Genomic DNA, 23,359 nt, shown 5'->3' with positions numbered 1-23,359 from the left:
CACCCGGAAGGCAGACGATGACCGACTCCTATTACGAGCTGATCGACGACGCCGACCCGCGGGGCGAAAAGTTCGCGGCGACCGATCTGGCGCGCGGCACCTGGTCGGCCGCCATTCAGCACGGCGGGCCGGTGTCGGCGCTGTTGGTCCGGGCGCTGGAACGCTGCGACCAGCGCGACGACACCCGCCTCGGCCGGGTCGTCATCGACCTGCTGGGCGGGGTGCCGGCGGAGGGCGACCTGTGGGTCAGCTCGCGAGTGCAGCGGGGCGGGAAACAAATCGAACTCGTTACCGCCGAGATGCTGGCGCCGGGGCCCGATGGCGAACCCCGGGCGGTGGCGCGCGCCAGCGGGTGGCGGTTGCAGCACCTGGACACCCAGACGCTGGCTCACGCCGCGACTCCCCTGCCCCGACCGCGGGCCGAGGCCCGCGACCGCAACCTCAAGGCGCGGGACTGGGATCGCAACTACGTGCACAGCCTGGACTGGCTGTGGCTGACCGAGCCGCTGAGCGAGGGTCCGGGCGAATCCTGGATCAAGCCGACCGTCGACCTCGTCAAGGGCGAGGCCATGACCCCGCTGGAGCGACTGTTCGCGGTGGCCGACTGCGCCAACGGCATCGGCAGCAAGCTGGACATCACCAAGTGGACGTTCCTCAACACCGACCTCGCGGTGCACGTGTTCCGGATCCCCGACGGCGAGTGGATCGGCATTCGCGCGGAGACAAGCTACGGGCCGGACGGCATCGGGACCACGATCGGCACACTTTTTGACGAGGGGGGCGCGGTCGGCGCCATTCAACAATGCGTGCTGGTGCGAGGGCGCCCTGGCCGGGAAGCGAAAAAACAGTGACACGCTCGCGATACTTCGTAAAGTTTCTCCTATGAGCCACCCGGCCCCAGCCGCGGACATCGACACCTCGACACGTCAGCGCATCCTCGACGCCACCGCCGAGGTCCTCGGCCGCAATGGCAAGACGAAGCTCAGCCTGTCCGAGGTGGCCGCCCAGGCGGGCGTCTCGCGCCCCACGCTGTACCGCTGGTTCGCCTCCAAAGAGGAACTGCTGTCGGCGTTTTCGCAATACGAGCGGCAGAGCTTCGAGAGCGGCCTGGTCCAGGCCACCGCGGGGCTGAAGGGAGCCGACAAGCTCGACGCCGTGCTGCGCTTCATCGTCGAGTATCAGCATTCGTACTCCGGCGTGCGCATGGTCGACGTCGAACCCGAGCACACCATCGCCCAGTTCGGCCGCGTCATCCCGCAGATGCGCGACGGCCTGCAACGGCACCTCTCCGGGCCCAACGCCGCGGTGCGCGCCGCGACCGTTATCCGGATCGCGATCTCGCACTACATCGTGCGAAGCGATGACGCCGACCAGTTCCTCGAGCAACTGCGCCACGCCGTCGGAATCAAGGGAACGACCTAGTCACATTCCCCGCGAGGGCGCGTGTCTGTACGGCGACACGCCGTGACGACTGTCATTTTGCGGACCCTCGCGGCCAACAGGATCAGTCGAGTCGTACCACGACCTTGACGCGGCCCTTCTCATCGCGGCTGGCGAGCGCGTGTCCGGCGCGGTCGGCGCCGTCGAAGTTGAGCAGTGTGATCGGGCCGCCCTCGCCGAGGAAGTTTCGCCACCATGTCTTGCTATCGGGCGACATGACATTGATGACGATGCCGTCGCTGGAGCGGCGGTACCCGACCGGGGTCTGGATCGTCTTACCCGAACGCCTGCCGACATAGCGAATCTTGATCAACCCGCGCCGTACCAGTGGCCCCACAACGGGGGCGTCGATCAAGCCATCAAATACGTTGTTGATGATTCCGGAGATGGGCGTGTCGAAGATTCCGGATGCCATGGATGCCAGCGTATGTCAGACGACGTGATATGGATTACTCGAACAGCACGGCTGCGTTGAGGTAACCGGTCGGGTCGAGGGCGGCCTTGACCGCGCGCATCGCGGCGATGTCGGCGGGCTCCCGCGACATCCCGAGGTAGGGACGCTTCCGACTGCCTACGCCATGCTCGGAGCTGACGTTACCGCCGCATCGCGCGATGAGATCCATCATCGGCGCATACAACGCCTGCTCACGTTCCGGCGGGCAACGCAACACGTTGAGGTGCAGGTTGCCCTCTCCGATGTGGCCGAACAACACGGGCAGCGCGTCGGGCGCATGTACCCCGACCAAATCGACCGCCGCCCTGGCGAATTCAGCAACGGTCGACAGCGGTAAGGACACGTCGAACTTCAGCGGCGGCCCATACACGCCCAGCACCTCGGCGAGCGATTCCCGCACCCGCCACAACCGTTGCTGCGCAGCGACATCCACGCCGACGGCCGGCTCACCGGCCAGGCGCACCCCCTCGAGCAGGTCGGCGAGCCGATCCGTCTGGTCGTGGTCAGCGGCCAGCTCCACCAGCAGCAGCCAGTCGCCCTGCACCGGCGCGCCGACCCCGAGGTGCTCGGCGGTCAGCGCGGCGGCCCGGCCGTCGATCAGCTCCAAAGCCGCGATCCCGTCCACGTCGCGAAACGTGCGGCCGGCGTCGACCAGCGCCTCCAGTTCGGCGAACCCGCAGACCGCCGTCACCCGATGCGACGGCGTCGGGTGCAACCGCAGCTCCAGCGCGGTGATCACGCCGAGGGTGCCCTCGGCGCCGACGAACAGCGCCGGCAGGTCGTACCCCGTGTTGTCGCTGCGCACCTCACTGTGGCGGCGCATCAGCGAGCCGTCGGGCAGCGCCACCTGCAGGCCAAGTACCTGCTCGCCCATGTTGCCGTAGCGGACGGTGCGCAGGCCGCCGGCGTTCGTCGATGCCATGCCGCCGACGGTTGCGGTGTCGCGGGCGGCCAGATCCACGCCGAACACCAAACCCGCTGCGGCAGCGGCGTTTTGGACGACGGCCAGGGTGGCTCCGGCGCCGGCCGAGAGTCGGCGCTCGACGGTGTCCACGTCGCCGAGCGCGCGCAGCCGTTCGGTCGACAGCAACACGTCGTCGTGCTCGGGGACGGTCCCGGCCACCAGCGAGGTCCGTCCGCCCTGCACCGTCACGTGCGCCCCCGCGTCGCGGCACACCCGCAGCGCCTCGGCGACCTCCTCAGCCGTACCCGGCCGCACCAGCGCGCTGGCCCGCCCGCGGTAGCGCCCGGTGTGATCGACGCTGCGGCCGGCCAGCACGTCGGCGTCGGTGACGACATGCTTGGGTCCGACAATCCTTTTCAGATCAGCGAGGCTGCCTGGCATGCTCGCGGTTATAGCACCGCAATCACGTGTCGATTGCACCGGCTCGCAACGCCGGCTGACAAGGCAACCCGCCGGCTGCTACCACTGGCGCATCAGCCTGCAACCGGTTCGAGCTTCCCGCCGCTGACGGACCTACTCTCTCTCCCGTGAATATCTACGGGCACCTCGCCGATCAAGGTGACCCGATGCATCAGACGGCGCTCGTTGTCGTAGTCGTCAACCGCACGGTGTTGAGTTGCGTAGTTATCCCAAATCGCGACGTCGCCAGGTTCCCAGTGCCATTGGATCGTATTCTCCGGCAACGTGATACGCCTATGCAGCAGTTCCAGAAGTACCTGCGATTCGTGGTTCTCGAGATCCAGCAATCCCCGCACCCATTGCCCGAGAAGCAATGCTCGTTCGCCGGTTTCGGGATGCACTCGCACGACCGGATGCTCGGTGCGAAAGTCCGGCGTCGCCGGGGCCGGCCGCAGCGGTTGCTGGTCGCCCGGAACGTCAATCTTGCCCGCGGTGGGATGGCGGACAGGGGGGCCACCCGGGATGAGCACGTGGCCCAGGCCTTGAAAGTGTCCGACCTGGTCGTAGCGGTTGCTGTGCAGCGCCCACAGGTTTTCGGTCAGGTGCCTGAGCGGCTCGGGCAGGGCCGCGTAGGCCGCCGCAGTCGAGGCCCAGAGGGTTGATCCGCCGTAGCTCGGCAGGGCGATGGCGCGAAGTATTGCCGCCTTGGGGTAATTCACGGCGAACGTCTGGTCGGTGTGCCAGATGGTTGCCTTGCGGTAGCCAGAGTCGAAAGCCAGCTGGTCGAGCGGCGCGCCGAGCAACTTGGAAAAGGCGTACTGCCGCTCGTCGTCGAGGTGGTGCTGACCCCTGAAAAAGATCACCTTGTGACGCAATAGCGCCTGGTGGATCTGATCGACCGCGGTCGCGTCGAGGTCGCCGTCCAGCAGCACGCCATCGATGCGGGCACCGATGTGCGTGCCCAATTTCGTGACAGCAATCGGGGTTGTCGCTGGCATGGCCATCGCGGTGGTCCTTTGTGAGGCCCGTCCATTCGGCCGGCGCCAACGGTGGAATTGCGCGCCGGATTTGGACCAGATCCTACGACACCTGCAGCATCAGCGGAAGCGCCGGCGGTGCCGCCGAATTGCATTTACCCACGCCTTTGTCAGGTTGGTTTAACCGGCGCCCGGAAGCTCTATGCCACGGCAACGGCGTAACGACCCGAAGCCTCCCGGCAAACCCGCAAATCACGCCCCGAGAATCCTTCCGGTCGGGCTATTCCGCTTCGCGCTCCTCGCAAGAATCAGACAAGAGCAGGCAAAAAAGGACGAACGAGGTCTCGTCCGTGACCCGCGGACGCAAGCAACCAGCCCCGTGTGGCAGTCGCTCGCACACGTCGGGATCCGTATCCGACGGCAGCATGTTCGGCGGCATCTGAGTGCATCGGAAACAGGACATTTTACCAGCGTGCATGATACATTTAGCACTTATGAGCGTGATTTCAAGCACCGACAGTACTCAGATCAAGGAAACCCATGCCGGCCGTCTCCGGATCGTGCTGCATCCGGGCCCGGGTTCCGGCGCACTTTGCACCGGAACGTGTAGTTGCCGCTGCGAAGACGAACGAGTCGTAGAGCAACCCGCTCAGTCGGGTTGGGCCACGGCGCAAACGTAGCTAAACACGCCTCGGGTAGTGCCTACCCTGGTTAGCGGCGACCCCGGTAGTCCTCGAGTGACCGGGGCCGGCTTAGTGGCGGATGTCCCGCCCGATGCACTCGGGGCAATCGAGTACCAGGCGCCATTCCTTATCGAGAAGCTGGTCAAAGATCGCTTTGTCGAAACCGATGAGGAGGCTTGCGCGCTTTTCACAGAGGTGAAGCGGTATTTGGTGCTAACCCATGTCGATCGGACGAAAACCTGGAAAATGCATTCCACGTACGTGGATGAGGTATGGCACCAGTTTGTACTTTTTACCGTGGAATACAGCTGCTTCTGCACCAAGTATTTCGGTAGTTACCGCCACCATTTCCCGAGCAATGCGCCGGGCGGCTCCCTCGGCGCCGCTCCCGAGGCGACGATCGAAGAGTTCTGCGACCGGTACCTGGACATCTTCGGTGTGGAGCTGCCGCGGGTCTGGGACGACTCCAGCTGGGTAACGCCGCACCGGCGCATCGTCAACCGCCACTGCGGGCAACTGGCGTTGGACTCGGTCGACGGGATGGCCAACCTCATCGACCGCAGCGGTCGAGTTTTTCTGAGTGTGAACGACATCGCCCGGGAAGCGGTGCGATTCATCGCCGGCACGGGTGCCTTCTATGTCCGTGAACTGCCGGGCGATCTGACCGATGAGGAGAAGATCGCGCTGGTCGCGGCGCTGGTTGACACCAAGGTTCTCCGTGTGGGTTGACAGCCGCCGCGCCGCTTCGCGCCGCGTGAACGACGGATAAAGTCCAGGAGGTGCTCCGTGAAGCTCGACGACCTGTGTGAGCTGTTTGACCGGCGCGCATTCCCCGACGCGAATGCGCGGGAGCATCCGGAAAAGGATGCGGTCCTTGCCGCCCGGGCGGCGGTAACCACCGCCGTTCGTGACGAAGAGTTCCTCGTCGATTGCCTGGCATACGAGCTGACCCGGCTCGAACAACGGCGGGGCCTTCGTCCGGGACTGGTTCCGTTCTTCACCGTGCCCGGCTTTGGAATTCGCTTTGCGTTCGGCTACTGGCCGCCCGGTCGCAATGCTGGGGCGCACGAGCACACGGCCTGGACGATCACCGGCGTCTGCCACAACGAGCTGATAGTCGAGACCTACGACCGCGAGGAGTCTTACCGCCGTCAGACCCTCGTGCCGAAGAATCGCTTCGACGCTCCCGCTGGACAAGTCGGCTTCATCTACGAGCCGTGCATCCACGATCCACGCAACCCGACGGACCGCTGGTCGCTGTCGCTTCATGTCAGCAGTCCGCGCGATGGCGAGCAATTGACGGACCAAGAGCAATGTCTGCCACTCCTGGATAACTTCGCCGCCCGCCGGCGGACTGGTCATGACGATCCCTACGACGAGGTCATTGCGACTCGACGTCGCCAGCTCAAGATCCGGGCGATCGCCGAGTTCCTCGCCCAAGTCGAGGCCGTTCCGGTCGGGGACCTACTCGAGCGTTGCGTCCGGCAAAGTTCCTTGTCCACCCGACGATTTATCCACGGCCTGGGCAGAACCGACGTGAGCAGTGCCGGTCGGCCGAGAACGCGGACCCTTACTCGTTCCCACGAGAATCTGACGCTCGACTATCGAGAAACCGGCGACTTGGTCGCTCTCGGCGTCGAGACCCCCCGCGGTTGGGTTGAAGAACTGGCCGTTTCCCGCCTCGCGCGCGAGGCGATCGCCTTCTGCGTCAACACATCCCGATTCGAGGTGCAGGAGCTACCGGGACACCTGACCGAGGAGGAGCGCTGGGCGATCGCCGAGGTCTTGGAAGAGAGCGCGCTTTTCACCGCTGATACCGGCGCATGACATTTTCGGTAGGGCGGGGCACGTCGCGCTAAACGCGGGTCATCGCGTAGTACGCGCCGCGGCGGGCCATCAACTCGGCATGCGTGCCCCGCTCGACGATCCGCCCGGCCTCGAGCACCAGAATCAAGTCGGCATCGCGGATCGTCGAAAGGCGATGGGCAATAATGAAACTCGTGCGTTCGCGGCGCAGCTCGCGAGTGGCGTGCGCGATGAGCAGCTCGGTGCGGGTGTCGACGGAGCTGGTCGCCTCGTCCAGGATGAGCAACTGGGGGCGCGCCAGAAAAGCCCGGGCAATGGTGATCAGTTGCTTTTCACCGGTACTGATGTTGGCGGCGTCGTCGCTGACCCAGGTGTCGTAACCGTTGGGCAGCGTCCGCACGATCCGGTCCACGTATGCGGCCTTGGCCGCCTCGATGATCTCGTCCCGCCCGGCGTCGGGCCGCCCATAGCCGATGTTCTCGGCGATCGTCCCGCCGAACAGCCAGGTGTCTTGCAGCACCATCCCGATCCGGGAGCGCAGCGAGCGCCGGTTGAGCGTCGCGACGTCGACCCCGTCGATCAGGATCCGGCCGGAGTCGACGTCGTAGAAGCGCATCAGCAGGTTCACCAGCGTGGTCTTGCCCGCTCCGGTCGGTCCGACGATCGCCACCGTGCTGCCGGGTTCGGCCACCAGCGACAAGTCCCGGATGACGGGGACGCCGGGCTGGTAACCGAATGTGACATGCTCGAACTCCACCCGGCCGGTTGCGAGATCGCCCGCCGGGCTCGGGTACGGCACCCGGACGGCTTCAGCGCTGTCGGGCGTCTGCTCTGCGGCATCGAGCAGGTCGAACACCCGCTCGGCACTGGCCACCCCGGACTGCAAGGTTTGGTACATGCTGCTCACCTGGGTCAAGGGGCCGTTGAACTGGCGGACGTACTGGATGAAAGCCTGGATGCCGCCGAGTGTGATCTGGCCGGTCGCCACCTGCAGACCGCCGACTACCGCGACCGCGACGTAAGTGAGGTCACCGAGGAACATGGTGGCCGGCGACAGCAGGCCCGACAGAAACTGAGCACGAAAGCTGGGGCGGTAGACGTCTTCGTTGAATTCGTCGAACCGCTCCAGCGCGCGGGCCCGGTGACCGAAGGTCTTGACCAACGTGAAACCGCTGTAGGTCTCCTCGACGTGGGCGTTGAGCCGCCCAGTGTTGGCCCACTGTGCCACGAACATTCGCTGCGAACGCTTGGTGATCAGCCGCGTCGCCAGCAGTGACAACGGCATGGTCAGCAACGCGATGCCGGCCAACAGCGGCGAGATCGTCAACATCATCGCCAACACCGCCAAGACGGTCAGCACCGCTATCAATAACTGGCTGATCGTCAACGACAGCGACGTCTGCAGGTTGTCGATGTCGTTGGTGAGCCGGCTGAGCAGCTCCCCGCGTGGGCGTCCGTCGAAAAAGGACAGCGGCAGCCGGTGCACCTTGTCCTCGACCTCGGCGCGCAACGCCCGCACGGCGCGCTGCACGATCACGTTGAGAATCCGCACCTGCAGCCAAACCAGTAGCGGCGCAAGCAGGTACAACCCCAACGCCAGCCCGAGGGTACGTCCGACGGCGCCGAAGTCCACGCCGACGCCGGGTGTGATGTCCATCCCGGACAACAGGTCGGCGAAGGTGTTCTCGCCCCGTGCGCGGGCGGCCGCGATGGCCTGTTCCTTGGTGATGCCGGCGGGTAGCCGTCGGCCGACGAAGCCGTTGAACAGCAAGTCGGTGGCGTGGCCCAGTATCCGCGGTCCGGTCACCCCGATCGCGATGCCGCCGAGCGCCAACGAGATGACCACGGCCGCGAGTCCGCGTTGCGGGGTGAGCAGTCTCACCAGCCGGATCGCCGAGCCGCGAAAATCGCGGGATCGTTCCGTGGGTCCCTCCACCACGCTGCGGACGGGAGTGCGGACCGCGGCCCTCACTGTGCCAACCCCCCGGTTCCGGCGGTCATAGCCTGCGAGTCGGCGAACTCGGCATAGGCGGCGCAATCCGTGAGGAGCGACTCGTGGGTGCCGTCACCGACGACCTTCCCGCCGTCGATGACGATCACCCTGTCGGCTTCGATGACGGTCGAAATCCGCTGCGCGACAATGATTACGGTGGCATTGCCGGCGACATCACGAAGACGGGCACGGACGCGGGCGTCGGTGTGGACGTCCAGTGCGGAGAAGGCATCGTCGAACAGGTACACCGCCGGCCGGCGGATCACCGCGCGGGCGATCGCGAGGCGCTGTCGCTGGCCGCCGGAGAAATTGTTGCCGCCCTGGGTCACCGGCATCTGCAGCCCCTCCGGGTGTGCGCGGACGAAATCCTCCGCGCAGGCCACCCTCAATGCGTGCCACATCTCTTTCTCGGTGGCGTCCGCCTTGCCGTATCGCAGGTTGTCGGCCACGGTTCCGGAGAACAGGTAGCTGCGCTGGGGCACGAGCCCCAACGTCGACCACAGCACCTCGGTGTCGTAGTCACGGACATCGACCTCGTCCAGGCATACCGAGCCCGAGGTGACGTCGTAGAGCCGGCAGGCCAGCGAAATCAGCGTCGACTTGCCCGAACCGGTCGAACCGACGATGGCGGTGGTGGTTCCCGGCAGCGCGGTCAGCGAGAAATCGTGTACAACGGGGCGATCGGCACCCGGGTAGCAGAACGACACCCGGTCCATCCGCACGACGCCGCGCACAGCCTGCGGACGTTTCGGGTTCGCTGGGCTCGTGATCGCGGGCCGGGTGCAGAGCACCTCGCCGATCCGCTTCGCGCACACCCATGACCGAGGCACCTCCATCAGGATCCAGGTCGCCACCAGCACCGACATCAGGATCTGCATGAAATAGACCAGGAACGCGATCAGCGAACCAACCTGCATTCGGCCGGCGTCGATGCGCAGACCGCCGAACCAGATGACCGCGACGCAGGACACGTTGATGGTCAGGTTGGTCAGCGGCAGCATCAACCCCTGCCACTTGCCGGCCCGCAGCGCCCGTTCTGTCAGCGCGAGGTTGGCCCGCCCGAAGCGCTCCCGTTCAAAAGGTTCCCGGGCGAACGCCCGAATGACCCGGATACCGGAGAGCTGTTCCCGCATAACCCGGTTGATGTCGTCGACCAGCTCCTGCATGCGGCGGAACAGCGGCAGCATGCGCGACACGATCCAGTAGTCGCATGCAGCCAGCACCGAAATGCTGATCACCAACAGCCAGGACAGCTCAGCGTCTTGATGCACGGCCACCGCGATGCCGCCGACGCACATGATCGGGGCGGTGATCAGCCCGGTGCAGCTCAATTGCACCAGCATCTGCAGCTGCTGGACGTCGTTCGTGGTCCGGGTCAGCAGCGACGGTGCGCCGAACCGGGCCGTCTCGTGCGCAGAGAAGTAGGTGACGTGGTGAAAGATCGCTCGACGCAGGTCGCGACCGAACCCCATACCGGTCCGGGACCCCAAGTAGACGGCCCCGGCGCTGCACAGCACCTGCACACCGGTGACCGCGAGCATCAACGCGCCCAGCTTGACGATGGTCTCGGTGTCGCCTTTAGCCACGCCGTCGTCGATGATGGCCGCGTTGACCGTAGGCAGGTAGAGCAAGGCCAGCGCACTTATCAACTGCAAAAGCGCGACCGCCGCAACCAGCCGACGATACGGCCGGACGTACCGTCGCACCAGCGCAAGGAGCATTTCCGTACTGTCGCATATTGCCAGGCGCGTCGCGATGGAGTCGCGCGGCATCCCGGACCTGGAAACGGCACGCCCCGACGGGAATCACTTACTGCGCCTGGCTTATCGACGACATGTGAAAGTCGGGGATCCGCAGCGATGGCATTGCCGCCCGAGGGGCCCAATCGCCCCATTGACGCGGCAGGGTCGCCTCGCTGACGCCGGCCTGGGTCGCCCGCCGCAACAGATCCAACGGGCTCTCGCTGAACCGAAAGTTGTTGACCGCCCCCGTCACTTCGCCGTCCTCGACCAGATAGACACCGTCGCGGGTCACACCGGTCAGCAGGAGCGTCGTCGGGTCGACCTCACGGATATACCACAGGGTGGTCAGCAGCAGCCCGCGCTCGGTGCCGGCGAGCATCTCGGCGAGGTCCGCGCTGCCACCGGTCATCAGCAGGTTATCGGCGGCCACCGCGACGGGCGCCCGGAACTCGGCGGCCGCGGCCCGTGGATAGGCCAGCGCGTTGATCACCCCGTCGCGGATCCAGTCCACTCGCCCGAAATCCATCCCGTTGTCGAAGACCGACACCATCTCCGATGAGCGCGGTGTCGCGATGAATGGCGAGCACGCCAAGCCGGGGGCCGACGGGTCCGAGTACAGGGACAGCGGCATATCGGTGAGACGATCACCCAACCGGGTCCCGCCGCCGGCCGACGCAAACGCGGTCCGGCCCTCCTGCGCGGCTCGGCCGGACATCCTCAGCCGCAAGCAGATCATCATGTCCGCCACCGTCGACGGCGGCATGATTGTCTCGTATCGGCCCGGCCGCAGCTCGACGGTGCGCCGCGCCCAACCGAGGCGAGTCGACAGCCGCTCGAGCAGCAGATCTGTTGGCACAGCCGGGAAATCCGGCGTTCCGACACCGGCCCACGCACTGGCCGCAGCGCGTTTGGCAGTGATCTCCACCGAACCGGTGGGTTGGGTGTAGCGCCGCCGCAGTCCGGTCGACGAGGCCAAAAACGTCGTCTCCACCACATGGCGCGCGAAGCCGTACAACTGGTCACCGCCACGAAACCCCCGGCTCAACGGACCAACGACATCGGCGAACGCCTCGACGCCGGTGCCGCGAGCCGGCGTGTCCCAATCGTCCGGTGGGCCGCCGCCGGCGAGCAGGGGTGCGGCATCGCGCGCCGCCGGAGCCGAACGCGCCGCCTCCTGGGACGCCGCCACCAGCCCGGGAATCGCCGCCGGGTCGACCTCGGCGGAGCGCAGCGAGCCGACGTGCGCGCTGTCACCGAGGCGCACAACGGAAATCACGGTGGTGCCGCGACTGACCGAGATTCCGTTGGTGGTCATCGAGTTGTTCGCCCAGCGCAGCGAGGCCTCGGTGCGGTCGGTGACCAGGACCAGGGTCTCATTGGCCCGACCCGACCGTGCCGCCTCATCCAAAACGAGCTCGACGACCTGCTGTGCGGGGATCATCGACTGGCCCCGGCGCGGGTGTTGAGCACGTTGATGTCGCGGAACAGCGCTGACGGGCAGCCGTGGCTGACGGCGGCCAACTGTCCAGGCTGGGCCTTGCCGCACGTGAAGGCGCCGCCGAGCCGCCAGGTCGACTCACCCCCCAGGGCCTCCATCGAATTCCAGAAGTCGATGGTGGTCGCCTGATAGGCGACGTCGCGCAGCTGACCGCAGAGGCGACCGTCGCGAATGCGGAAGAACCGCTGCCCGGTGGACTGAAAGTTGTAGCGCTGCATATCGATTGAGCACGACTTATCGCCCACGACGTAGATGCCGTCGTCGACTCGCGCTATCAGGTCGGCGGTGCCGGTGTCGCCGGGGCTGGGCTGTAGCGAGACGTTGGCCATCCGCTGGATCGGGACGTGATAGGGCGAGTCGGCGTATGAACAGCCGTTCGAGCGTGGCCGCCCGAGCCGTGACGCGGACATCCGGTCGAGCTGATAGCCAACCAATATCCCCTCGCGGACCAGATCCCAGTTCTGGGCGGCCACCCCCTCGTCGTCGTAACCGACGCTGGCGAGGCCGAATTCGACGGTGCGATCGGCGGTCACGTTCATCACCGGCGAACCGTAGCGCAGGGTCCCCAGCATGTCCGGGGTGGCGAATGACGTGCCGGCGTAGGCCGTCTCGTGTCCGATGGCGCGGTCGTATTCGGTTGCGTGGCCTATTGATTCGTGAATGGTCAGCCACAGGTTGGACGGATCGATCACCAAATCCGTCGGCCCCGCGGTAACGCCGGGGGCCTTGGCCTTCTCGGCCAGCAGCGACGGGATTTGCGCGAGTTCGTCGGTCCAGTTCCAGATTTCGTCGCCGGCCAACGCCTCCCAACCGCGTCCCATCGGGGGTGCGAGCGTGCGCATCGTGTCGAAGCACCCCGCCGCGGCGTCAACGGCCACGGCCTCGAAGGCCGGTGTCAAGCGCACCCGCTGCTGGGTGATCGACGAACCGAACATGTCGGCATAGAAGGTTTGCTCTTTGACGACGGTCACGTTCGCCGAGACGTGGTCCACCCCGTCGCCGGCCAGCAACCGACCCGAATACTCCTGCAGTACGGCGATCTTGTCGGCGGTGGGAACGGTGAACGGGTCGATCTGGTAGCTCGACACCCAGGTGGCATCGGCGTACACGAGTTCGGGCGCCAGCTCAACGGGCTCGGTGTTCAGCGCCGCCAGCGTGGTGGCCGCCCGCACGGCCCGTCGCGCGGTATCCGCCGCGACATCCGGGGCCAGCTCGGCGTGTGAGGCGAATCCCCAAGTGCCGTCGACAATCACCCGGACCGCCAAGCCGAGCTCGCGGTTCAACGCCGCCGTCTCCAGCCTCCCGTTGCGCAGCTGGATCGCTTCGGTAGTGATGCGGTGCACCCGCAAGTCGGCGTGGGTGGCCCCGGCGGCGGTGGCCGCCGACATCGCGGCGTCGGCTAGCTGGCGGCGAGGAAGGCTCAGAAATTCGGCGTCGATCTCCCGATTCGATGTCACCATTTCGCCCTAACCACGGCTCTGATGATGCTTACCGAGTTGTTCCGGCTACCCTTCTCCATGAAGGTCCCCTTCTCTCGGACTTCTTGGCCGAACGCCCGACATCTATCACATGGCGGGAATCGAGCAGCCAACCGCCGCTTCAAGTTTCTACGACGACCGCGACGACCGCGCCCGGCCTCGCTCGGAATGAGTGCCGCGTTGGTAGCATCTGCGCATGCCGGTGTGCCCCCGCCGATCCCGCACACCCCGGCGCGTCGGCGCCTCCGCGGCGGCCGCGTTGATGGTCGCGGCAGTCATGATGACCGGCTGCGGGCGTGCCACGCCCACCGCGCAAACGACCTCACCGGCGCCGGTGACGGCATCCGAGCGACTGGACTCCATTCTGCTCACCGTCGCGGACGTCAATGCCGCGATGGGCGCCTCGGACATGCAGCCCACCTCGCCGATCGAGCACGCGACATGGACGGTCGACAGAACGCTGTCCAACCCGGACTGCCGCGCCGCATTCTTCGTCGCCGAAGCAGCCGTGTATCAGGGCAGCGGATACACCGCGGTCAGCGCCCAGGGTCTGCACGAAGTGGGAGACGACCCGCACCACCGTGTCGGTCAGGCGGCGGTCAGCTTCCCGTCTGCCGAATTGGCAGTGGCCTTCGTGAGGGCTTCGGCGGGCAAGTGGCGCGCCTGCGCCGGGCAGACCGTGACCGCCCATCATTTGGGGCGGGACTACCTGTGGTCCGTCGGAAACCTGGGCGGGGATGCCCCGGCGATCACACAGCCACACACGCTGGAGGGCGGCAACGGTTACAGCTGCCGACACGTGCTGCGCGCCGTCTTGAACGTGGTCCTCGACGTCAATGCCTGCGCATATCAGCTCGGTGACCAAGCCGGCCAAATCGCAGACAAGATGGCCGCCACCGTCACCCGGCAAGCGCACTGACGGGGTGCGCTAACGTCCCGCCACCCGGCTGCCCGACGTAAAAGAAAGTCAGCGGACTGCGATGAACAAGTCGAGGTGGGCCACCGCTCTGGCCACCTGCACCCTGGTGGCCGGGTGCACTGGGGGTCCGGCCCCGAAGGAGGCTTCATCCGCGCCGCTTTCGCCGCCGCCGCCGATCTCGGCTTCCGCGTTGCCGGGATTGTTGCTCGACACAGAGCAGGTCAACACCACGATGGACGCAAGCGGCATGACCGTCGAGGACGGGCGGAACTACACGCAGATGTCAACAGGCGAGGGCACACCGCCCGAATGCGTGGCGTTGGCCATACCGGCGACCGGGCCCGCCTATGCGGGCAGCGGGTGGACCGCCTATCAGGGCCAAGTCCTGTTCGAGCCAGGAGACCAACCTGCCCACTACGTTGACCAGGACGTCGTGGCGTTTCCCACCGCGGATCAGGCAACGGCCTTCTACCGGCGGGCGGCCGGGCTCTGGCGGGGCTGCTCGAATCGGAGTTATACGGCGCACCCCCCGGACCCGGGGAAGAGCGGCACGTGGGACGTCGGGCCGGTCAATGACTCCGGCGGAATGTTGACAGCGACCAGACAGAGCGAGAGAAACATCGGCTGGCGCTGCCAACGCGCTCTCACGATCGCCAACAACGTAGCGATCGATGTCATGGGGTGTGCCTACAGCGACGCGAACCCCTTCGCCGTATCCTTGGCCAAGCAACTCGCCGCCAAAGCCGCGCTCGGGTCGGGGCAGCCCGGCAAGTAACCGTGCGTCACCGCTCGCTTATCTTTCGACGGCCGGGGGGTGGCGCGTCAGAACTCTTTGTGGTTCACGTCGGTTATCAGCCCACCGTCCATGACGAATTCGCTCCCCGTCGAGTAAGAGGACTCGTCGCTGGCCAGGAACAGCACGAACGTTGCGACCTCGCGGACTTCACCCGGACGGCCGAGCGGGATGGTGACCATGTCTTCGGGCAGGTGCGCGGTCATCGGGGTGCGGATGAAACCGGGGTGGATCGAATTCACCCGGATGTTCAACGGCGCCAACTCCAAAGCCGCCGACTTGGCCAGCCCGCGCACGCCCCACTTGGACGCGACGTACGGGTGCACCATCGGCGCGCCGCGCAGCCCCTCAATCGACGACACGTTGATGATGGAGCCGCCCCCGGCCGCGGTCATCGGCTCGACCGCCGCCCGCATGCCCAGAAAGGTGCCGGTCAGGTTGACGTCGATCACCTTCTGCCACTTGTCCAGCTTGAAGTCCTTCAACGGACCCAGCGCGACCGTGCCCGCGTTGTTGACCAGCACGTTCAGCTTGCCGAATTCACCGACGGCGGTCGCGACCGCGGCGTCCCACTGGTCGGGCTGGGTGACGTCGAGGTGGACGTAGCGCGCGGAGTCGCCGAGCTCGTCAGCCAGCGCCTTGCCCTGGTCGTCCAGGATGTCGCCGATAACCACCTTGGCGCCTTCCTCGACCAGCAGCCGCGCATCTTCGGCGCCCATGCCGCCGGCAGCGCCACTGATCAGCGCTACCTTGCCGTCAACCCGTCCCATTTAACAGTCCTTTCGAATTTACTGAACTACCAAGTCTTTTGGCGCATAAAGGCCCTTACCAGTCACCAGCGGCAGATCCAGCGTCGTCCGGATCCCCGGCGGCGCGGCGATCACCGCGGGGATCGCGTTGACGATGCGGCCGGCGGCCCCGGCGATCGCGGCGTGATTGTGGTCGCCCTTGCGGCTACTGGGAATGATGTCCACGGCGTAGGAAGGTTCGCCGGTGATCTCGACGCGATACGAGCCGTCGCCGGAGGCAGGCTGGGGCAGGTCGGGGCGCAGGTCGGGCCGCAGCCGGGTGACGTGCTCGATGACTATCGCGGGGTGACCCTTGACCATGCCGCGGATCTCGAACTGCAGCACCGCCAGCGTGCCCTTGGCAACGTGTCCCACAGCGATGTCGAAGTCCTCGGGTGCCGGCTCACGTTGGTAGGACTCGGTGATCTCGTCGATCTCGATGCCGAGGCCGGCCGCCAACTGTCGGATCGCGGTCCCCCACGCGATGCTCAGAACACCCGGCTGCAACAGCATCGGGATGTCGTCCAGGGGCTGGGCGAAGCCCATGTAGCTCATCACCTCGACGCCGTTGTACGACGCATAATCGTGAATCTCCATGCAGCGCACCTGTTCGATGCGCTGACAGGTACCGGCGAGCGCGAACGGGATCAGGTCGTTGGCGAATCCCGGATCCACGCCGCTGATGAAGATGCTCGAATTCCCTTGTTGGGCAGCATCTTCCACCCGGGCGATGTATTTGTCGGGCATGACCCCCCACGGGTACTGCAGCAAGCCCGGGGACGATCCGACGACGTTGATGCCGGCGGCCAGGATGCGCATGACGTCCGCCATCGCGTCGGGCAGCCGGGTATCGCCCATGGCGCAGTAGACGACGCACTCGGGCTTGGCGGCCAGGATGGCGTCGAGGTCCGAAACGGCGGCGACGCCCGTCACGGTCTCGACGTCCAGCCCTACGCCGCACAGTTGCCCGGCGTCCTTGCCCACCTTCTCCGGCGTGGACACGCACACGCCCGTCAGCTCGAACGCGGGATTGGTGATCAGCTCGGCCAGGGCCAACCCTCCGACGTTTCCGGTACCGACGTGTGCGACGCGGATGGCCATGAGAGTCTCCGTCCCTCGAACGCTCGAAACGTTTCTAGACAGTAGTCCACAACTTCTGCGACGCCTACGGCGCCGGGGCAGAATGGAAACGCTCATGGCGCAACGCGAGGACGTCCAATTCCGGTCCGGTGCCGACCGGATCAGCGCGTGGCTCTACCGGCCGGACGGCGGTGGCGCCGCGCCGCTGCTGGTGATGGCGCACGGCCTGGGTGCGGTGCGGACCATGCGGCTGGACGCCTATGCCGAACGCTTCAGCGCAGCCGGCTACGCCTGCCTGGTGTTCGACTACCGCAACTTCGGCGACAGCGAAGGCCGGCCGCGACAACTGCTCGACATCGGGATGCAGCTCGCGGACTGGGCGGCCGCGGTCGGCCACGCCCACACCCTTGACGGCGTCGATCACGATCGAATCGGCGTGTGGGGCACCTCTTTTGGCGGCGGACACGTGATCGCGACGGCGGCCAGGGTGCCGGGCATCAAGGCCGCCGTGGCCCAGTGCCCGTTTACTGACGGCATCGCATCCGCGCGCACGCTGAGCCCGGTGATTTTCGGCCGCGTCGGCCTACTGGCCACACGGGACCTCATCGCGGCCGGGCTCGGCAGGTCGCCGGTGATGGTTCCCGCGGCCGGCAGGCCGGGCGAAGTCGCCCTGATGAACGCGCCCGACGTCTACCCCGGCTACATGAGGCTGGTCCCCGAGGGCCAGACCGTGCCCAACGAGGTCGCCGCCCGGTTCGCGTTGAAGGTCGCCGCCTACCGACCCGGCCGGCTGGCCGCGAAGGTCGCGTGCCCCATCCTGTTCTGCGTCTGCGAGGCCGACTCGGTGGCTCCCCCGGTGCCGACGCTGCGCTACGCGGCGAAGGCACCGCGCGGGGAGGTCCGGATGTATCCCGAGGGGCATTTCGAGATCTATGTCGGCGACGCCTTCGAGCGCGTCGTCGCGGATCAGCTCGCCTTTCTCGACAGGCACCTCAAACGTGTGAACGCTTAGAACTTGCGCAAAACGCCAAACTTACCGGCGGGACAGATCTACCCTCGGTCAATACCTAATACCCATGGTCGCGGATAACTCCCTTTGGGCCGGGATGGCGTCCGTGGGGAAAGGACGGGGAGATGTCGGATTTAATTACTGTCCCTGAGACCTTGGCTTCCACGGCCGCCGATGTACACAACATCGGTTCGGCGATCAACGCGGCCGGCACCAATGCCGCCGCACGGACAACCGGTTTGCTGGCGGCGGCCGAGGACGAGGTATCGGCGGCGATCGCGAACCTATTCAGTGCGTACGGCGCGGAATACCAGGCGCTCCTTGCGCAGGCGGCGGGTTTCCACAGCCAATTCACCCAGGCATTGGCGGCCGCGGCCGCCGCCTACGCGCAAGCCGAGGCGACCAACGCGGCCGTCGTCTCCGGGGGCTCGCCGACCGGCACCCCGCTGTCAGTGGTGCAGCTGGCCTCCCCCGGCGACCCGATGTTCGCGTTGATCATGGGCGGCACCAACAACCCAATACCGGACCCCAAATATGTGACAAGCGTGTTCAACGCGTACATAAAGCCAAATCCCCTGTTTTCCGCGGCCATCCCACAGGGCCTGTTCACGCCCGAGCAGTTCTGGCCGGTGACGCCGAACCTCGGCAACATGACGTTCGGCCAGTCCGTCGCCAAGGGCGTCACGTTGCTGAACAACGCGATCAACTCGACGCTCAGCAACCCGAACAACAGCGCAGTCGTTTTCGGCTACTCGCAAAGCGCCACGATCGCCACGAACGAAATAAGGAACCTGATGGCCGCGGGCTCCCCCTATCAGGGCCACTTGAACTTTGTGCTGATCGGCGACCCCAACAACCCCGTCGGCGGCATCCTGGAGCGCTTCCCCGGCTTCTACATCCCGTTCCTGGACGTGGCTTTCAACGGTGCGACGCCGCCGAATTCCCCGTACCCGACCTCGATTTACACGTACCAATACGACGGCATCGCCGACGCCCCGCAATACCCGCTCAACCTCGTGTCCGACCTCAATGCGCTCATGGGCTACTTCTTCGTCCACGGCCAATATCCCCTCTTGACGGCCACCCAGGTCGGCACCGCCGTGCCATTACCCACGTCGCCCGACTACACCGGCAGCACCCAGTACTACATGCTGATGACCCAGAACCTGCCGCTGCTGGAGCCGATCCGTGCCATCCCCTATGCCGGCCCCCCGATCGCCGACATCTTCCAGCCCGATCTGCGGGTGCTCGTCGACCTGGGCTACGGCGACTACGGACCCGGCGCCAACTACGCGAACATTCCGACCCCGGCCGGACTGTTCGACCTACCGAACCCGTTCACGGTCATCCCCGACCTCGCCCTGGGCGCGGTGCAGGGTCCCTATGGCGCCGCGGTCGAGATCGGGGTGGAGGCCGGGCTGCTGTCGCCGTCGTACTTCCCGGACACCTACCCGTGGGTGCCGTCCATCAATCCGGGCCTGAACGTCTCGTTCGGCCAGTCCAGCACGACGCTGCTGTCCCTGCTGAGCGGGGCGACCGGCAGCGTGCTGCAGCTGATTCCGCCGCCCAACTTCGGCTGACCTGCCGGCTACGGGCCCAGCGGCGAATGCTGCCGGATCGACTCGTCGCGAATCAAACCCCGCAGCAGCGCGGTGCTGAACTCCGCGGCGATCTCCTTGGCGGTGCGCCGCCCACTCGGCCGCAGCCAGCGGTAGCTGCCCAGCGTCATCCCGATGTAGCCCAGCGCCACCACGTGCGAGTCGCATTCGTAGAACTCGCCGCTGGCGATCCCGCGGTCGATGAGCCCGTGCACGTGCTCGTAGACCTGGGCCTCCTTCTCGCGGACCTCGGCGACCTGCTCGGAGGTGAACCACTCGGTGATGTACGGCTGCTCCTGGAAGTACACCGCGGCCCGCTCCGGATTGGCCGCGATCCCGGTCAGCAGGCGCACGGTGTACTGGTAGAGCGCCTCGCGGGCCGTCCAGGACGGGTCGTCGTGCACGGCGGCCAACGTGCCCTCGGCGGCCTGGCGGTAAATGTCGAACAGAATCAGCGACTTGCTGGCGTAGTAGTGGTAGACGGTCGCCTTGTTCAGCCCGATCACGTCGGCGACGTCGTCCATCCGGGTGCCGTGATAGCCGCGCGCGGCGAACAGCTTGGTGGCAACGGCCAACAACTCTTCGCGGCGGGTCAGCCCGTTCTCGGATGGCATCTGTCTCTGAGTGCTCTCTATCGTTCACTGCTATCAATCAACTGGTTGGACAGTTTAAGGGCAGCGCCGCCTGTCGCACCGGCGGCTCTGCGACTACGATGGTGTGTCGAACTGGTCGCGAGTCGAGAGGTGGGGACATGGATCCGAGTCCGGACTATGACATGAGCGACGAGATCGAGTTCTTCTTCAAGTACGTGCCGTGGGGTCTGCGCGGCGTCGTCGACGGCAACGGATACCCGCCGCCGGCCTACCCGCCCGTCTAGAGCGCCTTTAATTCTTCGGCGACCTCGGTCACCGACTTCTTCGCGTCCCCGAACAACATCGTCGTGCCGTCGGCGTAGAACAGCGGGTTGTCGATGCCCGCGAATCCCGAGTTCATCGACCGCTTCAACACGATCACCGACTTCGCCTTGTCCACGTTGAGGATCGGCATGCCATAGATCGGGCTGGACGCCTCGTTGCGGGCCGCCGGGTTGGTGACGTCGTTGGCGCCGATGACGATCGCGACGTCGGTGCGCGCGAACTCGTCGTTGATGTCGTCCATGTCCTTCATGGCGTCGTAGTCCACCTCGGCCTCGGCCAGCAGCACGTTCATGTGCCCGGGCATGCGGCCGGCGACCGGGTGGATCGCGTACTTCACCGCGACACCCTTGTCCTCCAGCAGCGAGGCCATGTCCTTGACGGCGTGCTGGGCCTGCGCCACGGCCAGGCCGTAGCCAGGCACCACGATCACCTGGTTGGCGTAGGCCATCTGGATCGCCGCATCGGCGGCCGACGTCGCCTTGACGTGCTTGTCGCCGCCGCCGTCGCCACTGGGCGCCACCCCGCCCCCGCCGAAACCGCCCGCGACGATGGCGGGAATGGAGCGGTTCATGGCCTTGGCCATCAGGTTGGTCAGGATCGAGCCGGATGCGCCGACGATCATGCCGGCGACGATCATCGCGGTGTTGTTCAGCGCCAAACCGGCCGCGGCGGCCGACAGCCCGGTCATCGCGTTGAGCAGGGAGATGACCACCGGCATGTCGGCGCCGCCGATGGGCAGCACGACCATCAGGCCCAGCACCCCGGCCGCGGCGAGCAGGCCGATCATCCACCAGAGCGGCGCGCCGCCGGTGCCGGGATGGGCGTGCAGGCCGATCACCACGGCCGCGGCGACCGCGGCGGCCAGCAGCAGCAGGTTGATCGGCTGCTGGGCCTTCCCGAAGCCGATCGGCGATCCGGAGATGATCTCCTGCAGCTTGCCGAACGCGATGATCGAGCCCCAGAACGAAATCGACCCGATGATCGCGGCGAACAGCGACGCGACCACGATGTGCACGGTCGGCGACTCGCCGTGCTGGAAGGCCGAAAAGCCTTTGGTCTCAATGAATTCCGCGAGCGCGATGAGCGCGACGGTGCCGCCACCCACGCCGTTGAAGAAGGCCACCAGCTGCGGCATGGCGGTCATCTTGGTGTAGCGGGCCGGCGGGACGCCGAGCGCGACGCCCACCACCAGCCCGAGGATGATCAGCACCCATTGGTCGGTATGCCGGATCTTGATGAGCGTCGCCGTCACGGCCAGGGCCATGCCCACCGCGGCGATCAGGTTGCCGCGCACCGCGGTCTTGGGCCCGGTCAGGCCCATCAGCCCGTAGATGAACAGCGAGAACGAGATGATGTAGAGGACAGTCACCAGGTAGTTCATTTGGCGACCACTTCCCCGTCGTCGGCCTTCTGGGCCGACGGCTTCTTCTTGCCCTTGAACATGCCCAGCATCCGGTCGGTGACGATGAAGCCGCCGATGACGTTGAGCGTTCCGAACACCACCGCGACGAACAGGATGATCTGCACCGCGAGCGACGGGTGCTCCACCTCCCCGAACACCACCAGCGCGCCGAGCACCACGATGCCGTGGATGGCGTTGGTGCCCGACATCAGCGGCGTGTGCAGCGTGTTGGGCACCTTGGAGATCACCGCGAACCCGACGAATCCGGACAGCACCAGGATCGCCAGGTTGGCCAAAAGCTCGTCGTACATCTAATCCTCCCCGCCGGGCTGGCGCGTCACACACGAGTCCGCGATGACCTCGTCGTCGAAGTCCGGCGCCAGCTTGCCGTCCTTGATCAGCAGGTCCAGCAGCGCCGTGATGTTCTTGCTGTACAGCTCGCTCGCGTGCTCCGGCATGGTCGCGGGCAGGTTCAGCGGCGAGGCGATGGTGACGTCGTGCTTGACCACGGTGCGGCCCGGCTCGGTCAGCTCGCAGTTGCCGCCGGTCTCACCGGCGAGGTCGACGATCACGCTGCCGGGTTTCATCGCCTCCACCGCGGCCGCGGTGACCAGCCGCGGCGCCGGGCGCCCCGGCACCAGCGCGGTGGTGATCACCACGTCGAATCCGGCGATCGCATCTTCCAGCGCCTTCTGCTGCTGGGCGCGCTCCTCGTCGGTCAGCTCGCGGGCGTAGCCGCCCTCACCGGCCGCGTCTATCCCGACGTCCAGCCACTGCGCGCCCACCGAACGCACCTGGTCGGCCACCTCCGGACGCACGTCGTAGCCGGTCGTCCGCGCGCCCAGCCGCTTGGCCGTCGCCAGCGCCTGCAGGCCGGCCACCCCGACGCCGAGCACCAGCACGGTGGCCGGCTTCACGGTTCCCGCCGCGGTGGTCAGCATCGGGAAGAACCGGGTCGATTCCGAGGCCGCCAACAGGACGGCCTTGTACCCGGCCACGTTGGCCTGCGACGACAAGGCGTCCATCACCTGGGCGCGCGAGATGCGCGGGATCGCCTCCAGCGCGAACGCCTGCACCCCGGCCTGCTTGAGCGCCCCGATCGCGTTGTCGGCGTTGCGCGGCGCCAGGAAGCCGATCAGGGTCTGGCCGCTGTGCAGCCGGGCAACCTCCTCGGCCGTCGGCGGTGCGACCTTGACGACGACGTCGGCCGCCCAGGCGTCCCCGATGCTGGCCCCCGCCTCGGTGTAGAGCGCGTCGGGCAGCAGCGCGCGTTCGCCCGCACCGGACTCGACCACCACCGCCAAACCGCTACTGACCAGCGACGCGACCGCCTTCGGTACCAGCGCGACGCGCCGCTCCTCGGTCCCCGACTCGGCGACCACCCCCACCGTCGTCTGCGCATCTGTCATGGCGCGTACA

General features: G+C 66.5%; 22 protein-coding genes. 9 read left to right on the top strand and 13 right to left on the bottom strand.

Annotated features, from left to right (window positions below; all coding sequences use genetic code 11):
- Window positions 1-17: 17 nt before the first annotated feature.
- Both N415_RS02310 and N415_RS02305 read left to right on the top strand, forming a co-directional pair.
- Entirely contained in the window at window positions 18-851 is an 834-nt protein-coding gene (locus N415_RS02310; protein WP_068176779.1) for a thioesterase family protein, read from the top strand.
- Window positions 852-882: 31 nt separating this feature from the next.
- Entirely contained in the window at window positions 883-1,422 is a 540-nt protein-coding gene (locus N415_RS02305; RefSeq protein WP_068176776.1) for a TetR/AcrR family transcriptional regulator, read from the top strand.
- 82 nt (window positions 1,423-1,504) lie between these two features.
- Here N415_RS02305 and N415_RS02300 read toward each other — a convergent pair whose 3' ends face one another.
- The 3 genes from N415_RS02300 to N415_RS02290 all read right to left on the bottom strand — a co-directional run bounded on the left by N415_RS02300 (window position 1,505) and on the right by N415_RS02290 (window position 4,255).
- Window positions 1,505-1,855 carry a hypothetical protein gene (locus N415_RS02300; protein ID WP_068176774.1) on the bottom strand — a complete coding sequence of 117 codons (351 nt, stop codon included), beginning with the start codon at window positions 1,853-1,855 and terminating at the stop codon, window positions 1,505-1,507.
- Between the two features lie 34 nt (window positions 1,856-1,889).
- Window positions 1,890-3,239, bottom strand: a complete 1,350-nt coding sequence (locus tag N415_RS02295) for an FAD-binding oxidoreductase (protein ID WP_068176772.1) — start codon at window positions 3,237-3,239, stop codon at window positions 1,890-1,892.
- Between the two features lie 92 nt (window positions 3,240-3,331).
- Complete coding sequence (locus N415_RS02290) at window positions 3,332-4,255, bottom strand: TauD/TfdA family dioxygenase (protein WP_068176869.1); 924 nt, start codon at window positions 4,253-4,255, stop codon at window positions 3,332-3,334.
- Between the two features lie 716 nt (window positions 4,256-4,971).
- Between N415_RS02290 and N415_RS02285 the strand changes: the two genes are divergently transcribed.
- Window positions 4,972-5,646, top strand: a complete 675-nt coding sequence (locus N415_RS02285) for a hypothetical protein (RefSeq protein WP_152531211.1) — start codon at window positions 4,972-4,974, stop codon at window positions 5,644-5,646.
- Window positions 5,647-5,703: 57 nt separating this feature from the next.
- Window positions 5,704-6,744, top strand: a complete 1,041-nt coding sequence (locus N415_RS02280; RefSeq protein WP_068176767.1) for a hypothetical protein — start codon at window positions 5,704-5,706, stop codon at window positions 6,742-6,744.
- Between the two features lie 28 nt (window positions 6,745-6,772).
- Here N415_RS02280 and N415_RS02275 read toward each other — a convergent pair whose 3' ends face one another.
- From N415_RS02275 to N415_RS02260, 4 genes are all read right to left on the bottom strand, one after another.
- Window positions 6,773-8,695: an ABC transporter ATP-binding protein gene (locus N415_RS02275; RefSeq protein WP_068176765.1), complete on the bottom strand. Its 1,923-nt coding sequence runs from the start codon at window positions 8,693-8,695 to the stop codon at window positions 6,773-6,775.
- A complete protein-coding gene (locus N415_RS02270; protein WP_068176764.1) occupies window positions 8,692-10,437 on the bottom strand; it encodes an ABC transporter ATP-binding protein in 1,746 nt (581 codons plus the stop codon). Before N415_RS02270 ends, N415_RS02275 begins: the two co-directional genes overlap by 4 nt.
- Before the next feature lie 88 nt (window positions 10,438-10,525).
- Complete coding sequence (locus N415_RS02265) at window positions 10,526-11,899, bottom strand: metallopeptidase TldD-related protein (RefSeq protein ID WP_068176762.1); 1,374 nt, start codon at window positions 11,897-11,899, stop codon at window positions 10,526-10,528.
- On the bottom strand, window positions 11,896-13,413 hold the full coding sequence (locus N415_RS02260) for a TldD/PmbA family protein (protein ID WP_068176867.1): 1,518 nt from the start codon (window positions 13,411-13,413) through the stop codon (window positions 11,896-11,898). The genes N415_RS02265 and N415_RS02260 overlap by 4 nt, the downstream gene beginning before the upstream one ends.
- A gap of 217 nt (window positions 13,414-13,630) precedes the next feature.
- Between N415_RS02260 and N415_RS02255 the strand changes: the two genes are divergently transcribed.
- Both N415_RS02255 and N415_RS02250 read left to right on the top strand, forming a co-directional pair.
- The gene (locus tag N415_RS02255; protein ID WP_081665029.1) at window positions 13,631-14,353 is read left to right on the top strand and encodes a sensor domain-containing protein; all 723 of its coding nucleotides are present in this window, start codon (window positions 13,631-13,633) and stop codon (window positions 14,351-14,353) included.
- Between the two features lie 61 nt (window positions 14,354-14,414).
- Window positions 14,415-15,128: a sensor domain-containing protein gene (locus N415_RS02250; RefSeq protein WP_081665028.1), complete on the top strand. Its 714-nt coding sequence runs from the start codon at window positions 14,415-14,417 to the stop codon at window positions 15,126-15,128.
- Between the two features lie 47 nt (window positions 15,129-15,175).
- On the opposite strand, the gene N415_RS02245 is transcribed toward N415_RS02250, so the two are convergent.
- A complete protein-coding gene (locus N415_RS02245; protein ID WP_068127548.1) occupies window positions 15,176-15,916 on the bottom strand; it encodes a glucose 1-dehydrogenase in 741 nt (246 codons plus the stop codon).
- A gap of 18 nt (window positions 15,917-15,934) precedes the next feature.
- Window positions 15,935-17,035: a diacylglycerol kinase gene (locus tag N415_RS02240; RefSeq protein WP_068176752.1), complete on the bottom strand. Its 1,101-nt coding sequence runs from the start codon at window positions 17,033-17,035 to the stop codon at window positions 15,935-15,937.
- 94 nt (window positions 17,036-17,129) lie between these two features.
- On the opposite strand from N415_RS02240, the gene N415_RS02235 reads away from it, so the two are divergent.
- Window positions 17,130-18,026, top strand: coding sequence for an alpha/beta fold hydrolase (locus N415_RS02235; protein WP_068176865.1), 897 nt, complete (start codon window positions 17,130-17,132; stop codon window positions 18,024-18,026).
- Between the two features lie 122 nt (window positions 18,027-18,148).
- On the top strand, window positions 18,149-19,603 hold the full coding sequence (locus tag N415_RS02230; protein ID WP_068176750.1) for a PE-PPE domain-containing protein: 1,455 nt from the start codon (window positions 18,149-18,151) through the stop codon (window positions 19,601-19,603).
- 8 nt (window positions 19,604-19,611) lie between these two features.
- On the opposite strand, the gene N415_RS02225 is transcribed toward N415_RS02230, so the two are convergent.
- Window positions 19,612-20,235, bottom strand: a complete 624-nt coding sequence (locus N415_RS02225; protein ID WP_068127543.1) for a TetR/AcrR family transcriptional regulator — start codon at window positions 20,233-20,235, stop codon at window positions 19,612-19,614.
- 137 nt (window positions 20,236-20,372) lie between these two features.
- On the opposite strand from N415_RS02225, the gene N415_RS31285 reads away from it, so the two are divergent.
- Entirely contained in the window at window positions 20,373-20,498 is a 126-nt protein-coding gene (locus N415_RS31285) for a hypothetical protein (protein ID WP_108637325.1), read from the top strand.
- On the opposite strand, the gene N415_RS02220 is transcribed toward N415_RS31285, so the two are convergent.
- The 3 genes from N415_RS02220 to N415_RS02210 are packed head-to-tail and all read right to left on the bottom strand — an operon-like array spanning window position 20,495 to window position 23,349.
- The gene (locus N415_RS02220) at window positions 20,495-21,919 is read right to left on the bottom strand and encodes an NAD(P)(+) transhydrogenase (Re/Si-specific) subunit beta (RefSeq protein WP_068176748.1); all 1,425 of its coding nucleotides are present in this window, start codon (window positions 21,917-21,919) and stop codon (window positions 20,495-20,497) included. The genes N415_RS31285 and N415_RS02220 overlap by 4 nt on opposite strands.
- The gene (locus tag N415_RS02215) at window positions 21,916-22,251 is read right to left on the bottom strand and encodes an NAD(P) transhydrogenase subunit alpha (protein WP_068176746.1); all 336 of its coding nucleotides are present in this window, start codon (window positions 22,249-22,251) and stop codon (window positions 21,916-21,918) included. The genes N415_RS02220 and N415_RS02215 overlap by 4 nt, the downstream gene beginning before the upstream one ends.
- A complete protein-coding gene (locus N415_RS02210) occupies window positions 22,252-23,349 on the bottom strand; it encodes a Re/Si-specific NAD(P)(+) transhydrogenase subunit alpha (protein WP_068176744.1) in 1,098 nt (365 codons plus the stop codon).
- Window positions 23,350-23,359: the final 10 nt, after the last annotated feature.

It is taken from the genome of Mycobacterium sp. UM_CSW, assembly GCF_000455205.1.
Lineage (GTDB): Bacteria > Actinomycetota > Actinomycetes > Mycobacteriales > Mycobacteriaceae > Mycobacterium.
Note: the sequence above shows the minus strand (reverse complement) of the source record. Positions and strands in the feature narration are given on the sequence as shown.

What these genes read in the sequence shown, in the direction of transcription:
- N415_RS02310 (WP_068176779.1), top strand. Translation starts at nt 18, where the DNA reads ATGACCGACTCCTATTACGAGCTGATCGACGACGCCGACCCGCGGGGC.
- N415_RS02305 (WP_068176776.1), top strand. Translation starts at nt 883, where the DNA reads ATGAGCCACCCGGCCCCAGCCGCGGACATCGACACCTCGACACGTCAG.
- N415_RS02300 (WP_068176774.1), bottom strand. Translation starts at nt 1,855, where the DNA reads ATGGCATCCGGAATCTTCGACACGCCCATCTCCGGAATCATCAACAAC.
- N415_RS02295 (WP_068176772.1), bottom strand. Translation starts at nt 3,239, where the DNA reads ATGCCAGGCAGCCTCGCTGATCTGAAAAGGATTGTCGGACCCAAGCAT.
- N415_RS02290 (WP_068176869.1), bottom strand. Translation starts at nt 4,255, where the DNA reads ATGCCAGCGACAACCCCGATTGCTGTCACGAAATTGGGCACGCACATC.
- N415_RS02270 (WP_068176764.1), bottom strand. Translation starts at nt 10,437, where the DNA reads ATGCTCCTTGCGCTGGTGCGACGGTACGTCCGGCCGTATCGTCGGCTG.
- N415_RS02265 (WP_068176762.1), bottom strand. Translation starts at nt 11,899, where the DNA reads ATGATCCCCGCACAGCAGGTCGTCGAGCTCGTTTTGGATGAGGCGGCA.
- N415_RS02255 (WP_081665029.1), top strand. Translation starts at nt 13,631, where the DNA reads ATGCCGGTGTGCCCCCGCCGATCCCGCACACCCCGGCGCGTCGGCGCC.
- N415_RS02250 (WP_081665028.1), top strand. Translation starts at nt 14,415, where the DNA reads ATGAACAAGTCGAGGTGGGCCACCGCTCTGGCCACCTGCACCCTGGTG.
- N415_RS02245 (WP_068127548.1), bottom strand. Translation starts at nt 15,916, where the DNA reads ATGGGACGGGTTGACGGCAAGGTAGCGCTGATCAGTGGCGCTGCCGGC.
- N415_RS02240 (WP_068176752.1), bottom strand. Translation starts at nt 17,035, where the DNA reads ATGGCCATCCGCGTCGCACACGTCGGTACCGGAAACGTCGGAGGGTTG.
- N415_RS02235 (WP_068176865.1), top strand. Translation starts at nt 17,130, where the DNA reads ATGGCGCAACGCGAGGACGTCCAATTCCGGTCCGGTGCCGACCGGATC.
- N415_RS02230 (WP_068176750.1), top strand. Translation starts at nt 18,149, where the DNA reads ATGTCGGATTTAATTACTGTCCCTGAGACCTTGGCTTCCACGGCCGCC.
- N415_RS02225 (WP_068127543.1), bottom strand. Translation starts at nt 20,235, where the DNA reads ATGCCATCCGAGAACGGGCTGACCCGCCGCGAAGAGTTGTTGGCCGTT.
- N415_RS31285 (WP_108637325.1), top strand. Translation starts at nt 20,373, where the DNA reads ATGGATCCGAGTCCGGACTATGACATGAGCGACGAGATCGAGTTCTTC.
- N415_RS02220 (WP_068176748.1), bottom strand. Translation starts at nt 21,919, where the DNA reads ATGAACTACCTGGTGACTGTCCTCTACATCATCTCGTTCTCGCTGTTC.
- N415_RS02215 (WP_068176746.1), bottom strand. Translation starts at nt 22,251, where the DNA reads ATGTACGACGAGCTTTTGGCCAACCTGGCGATCCTGGTGCTGTCCGGA.
- N415_RS02210 (WP_068176744.1), bottom strand. Translation starts at nt 23,349, where the DNA reads ATGACAGATGCGCAGACGACGGTGGGGGTGGTCGCCGAGTCGGGGACC.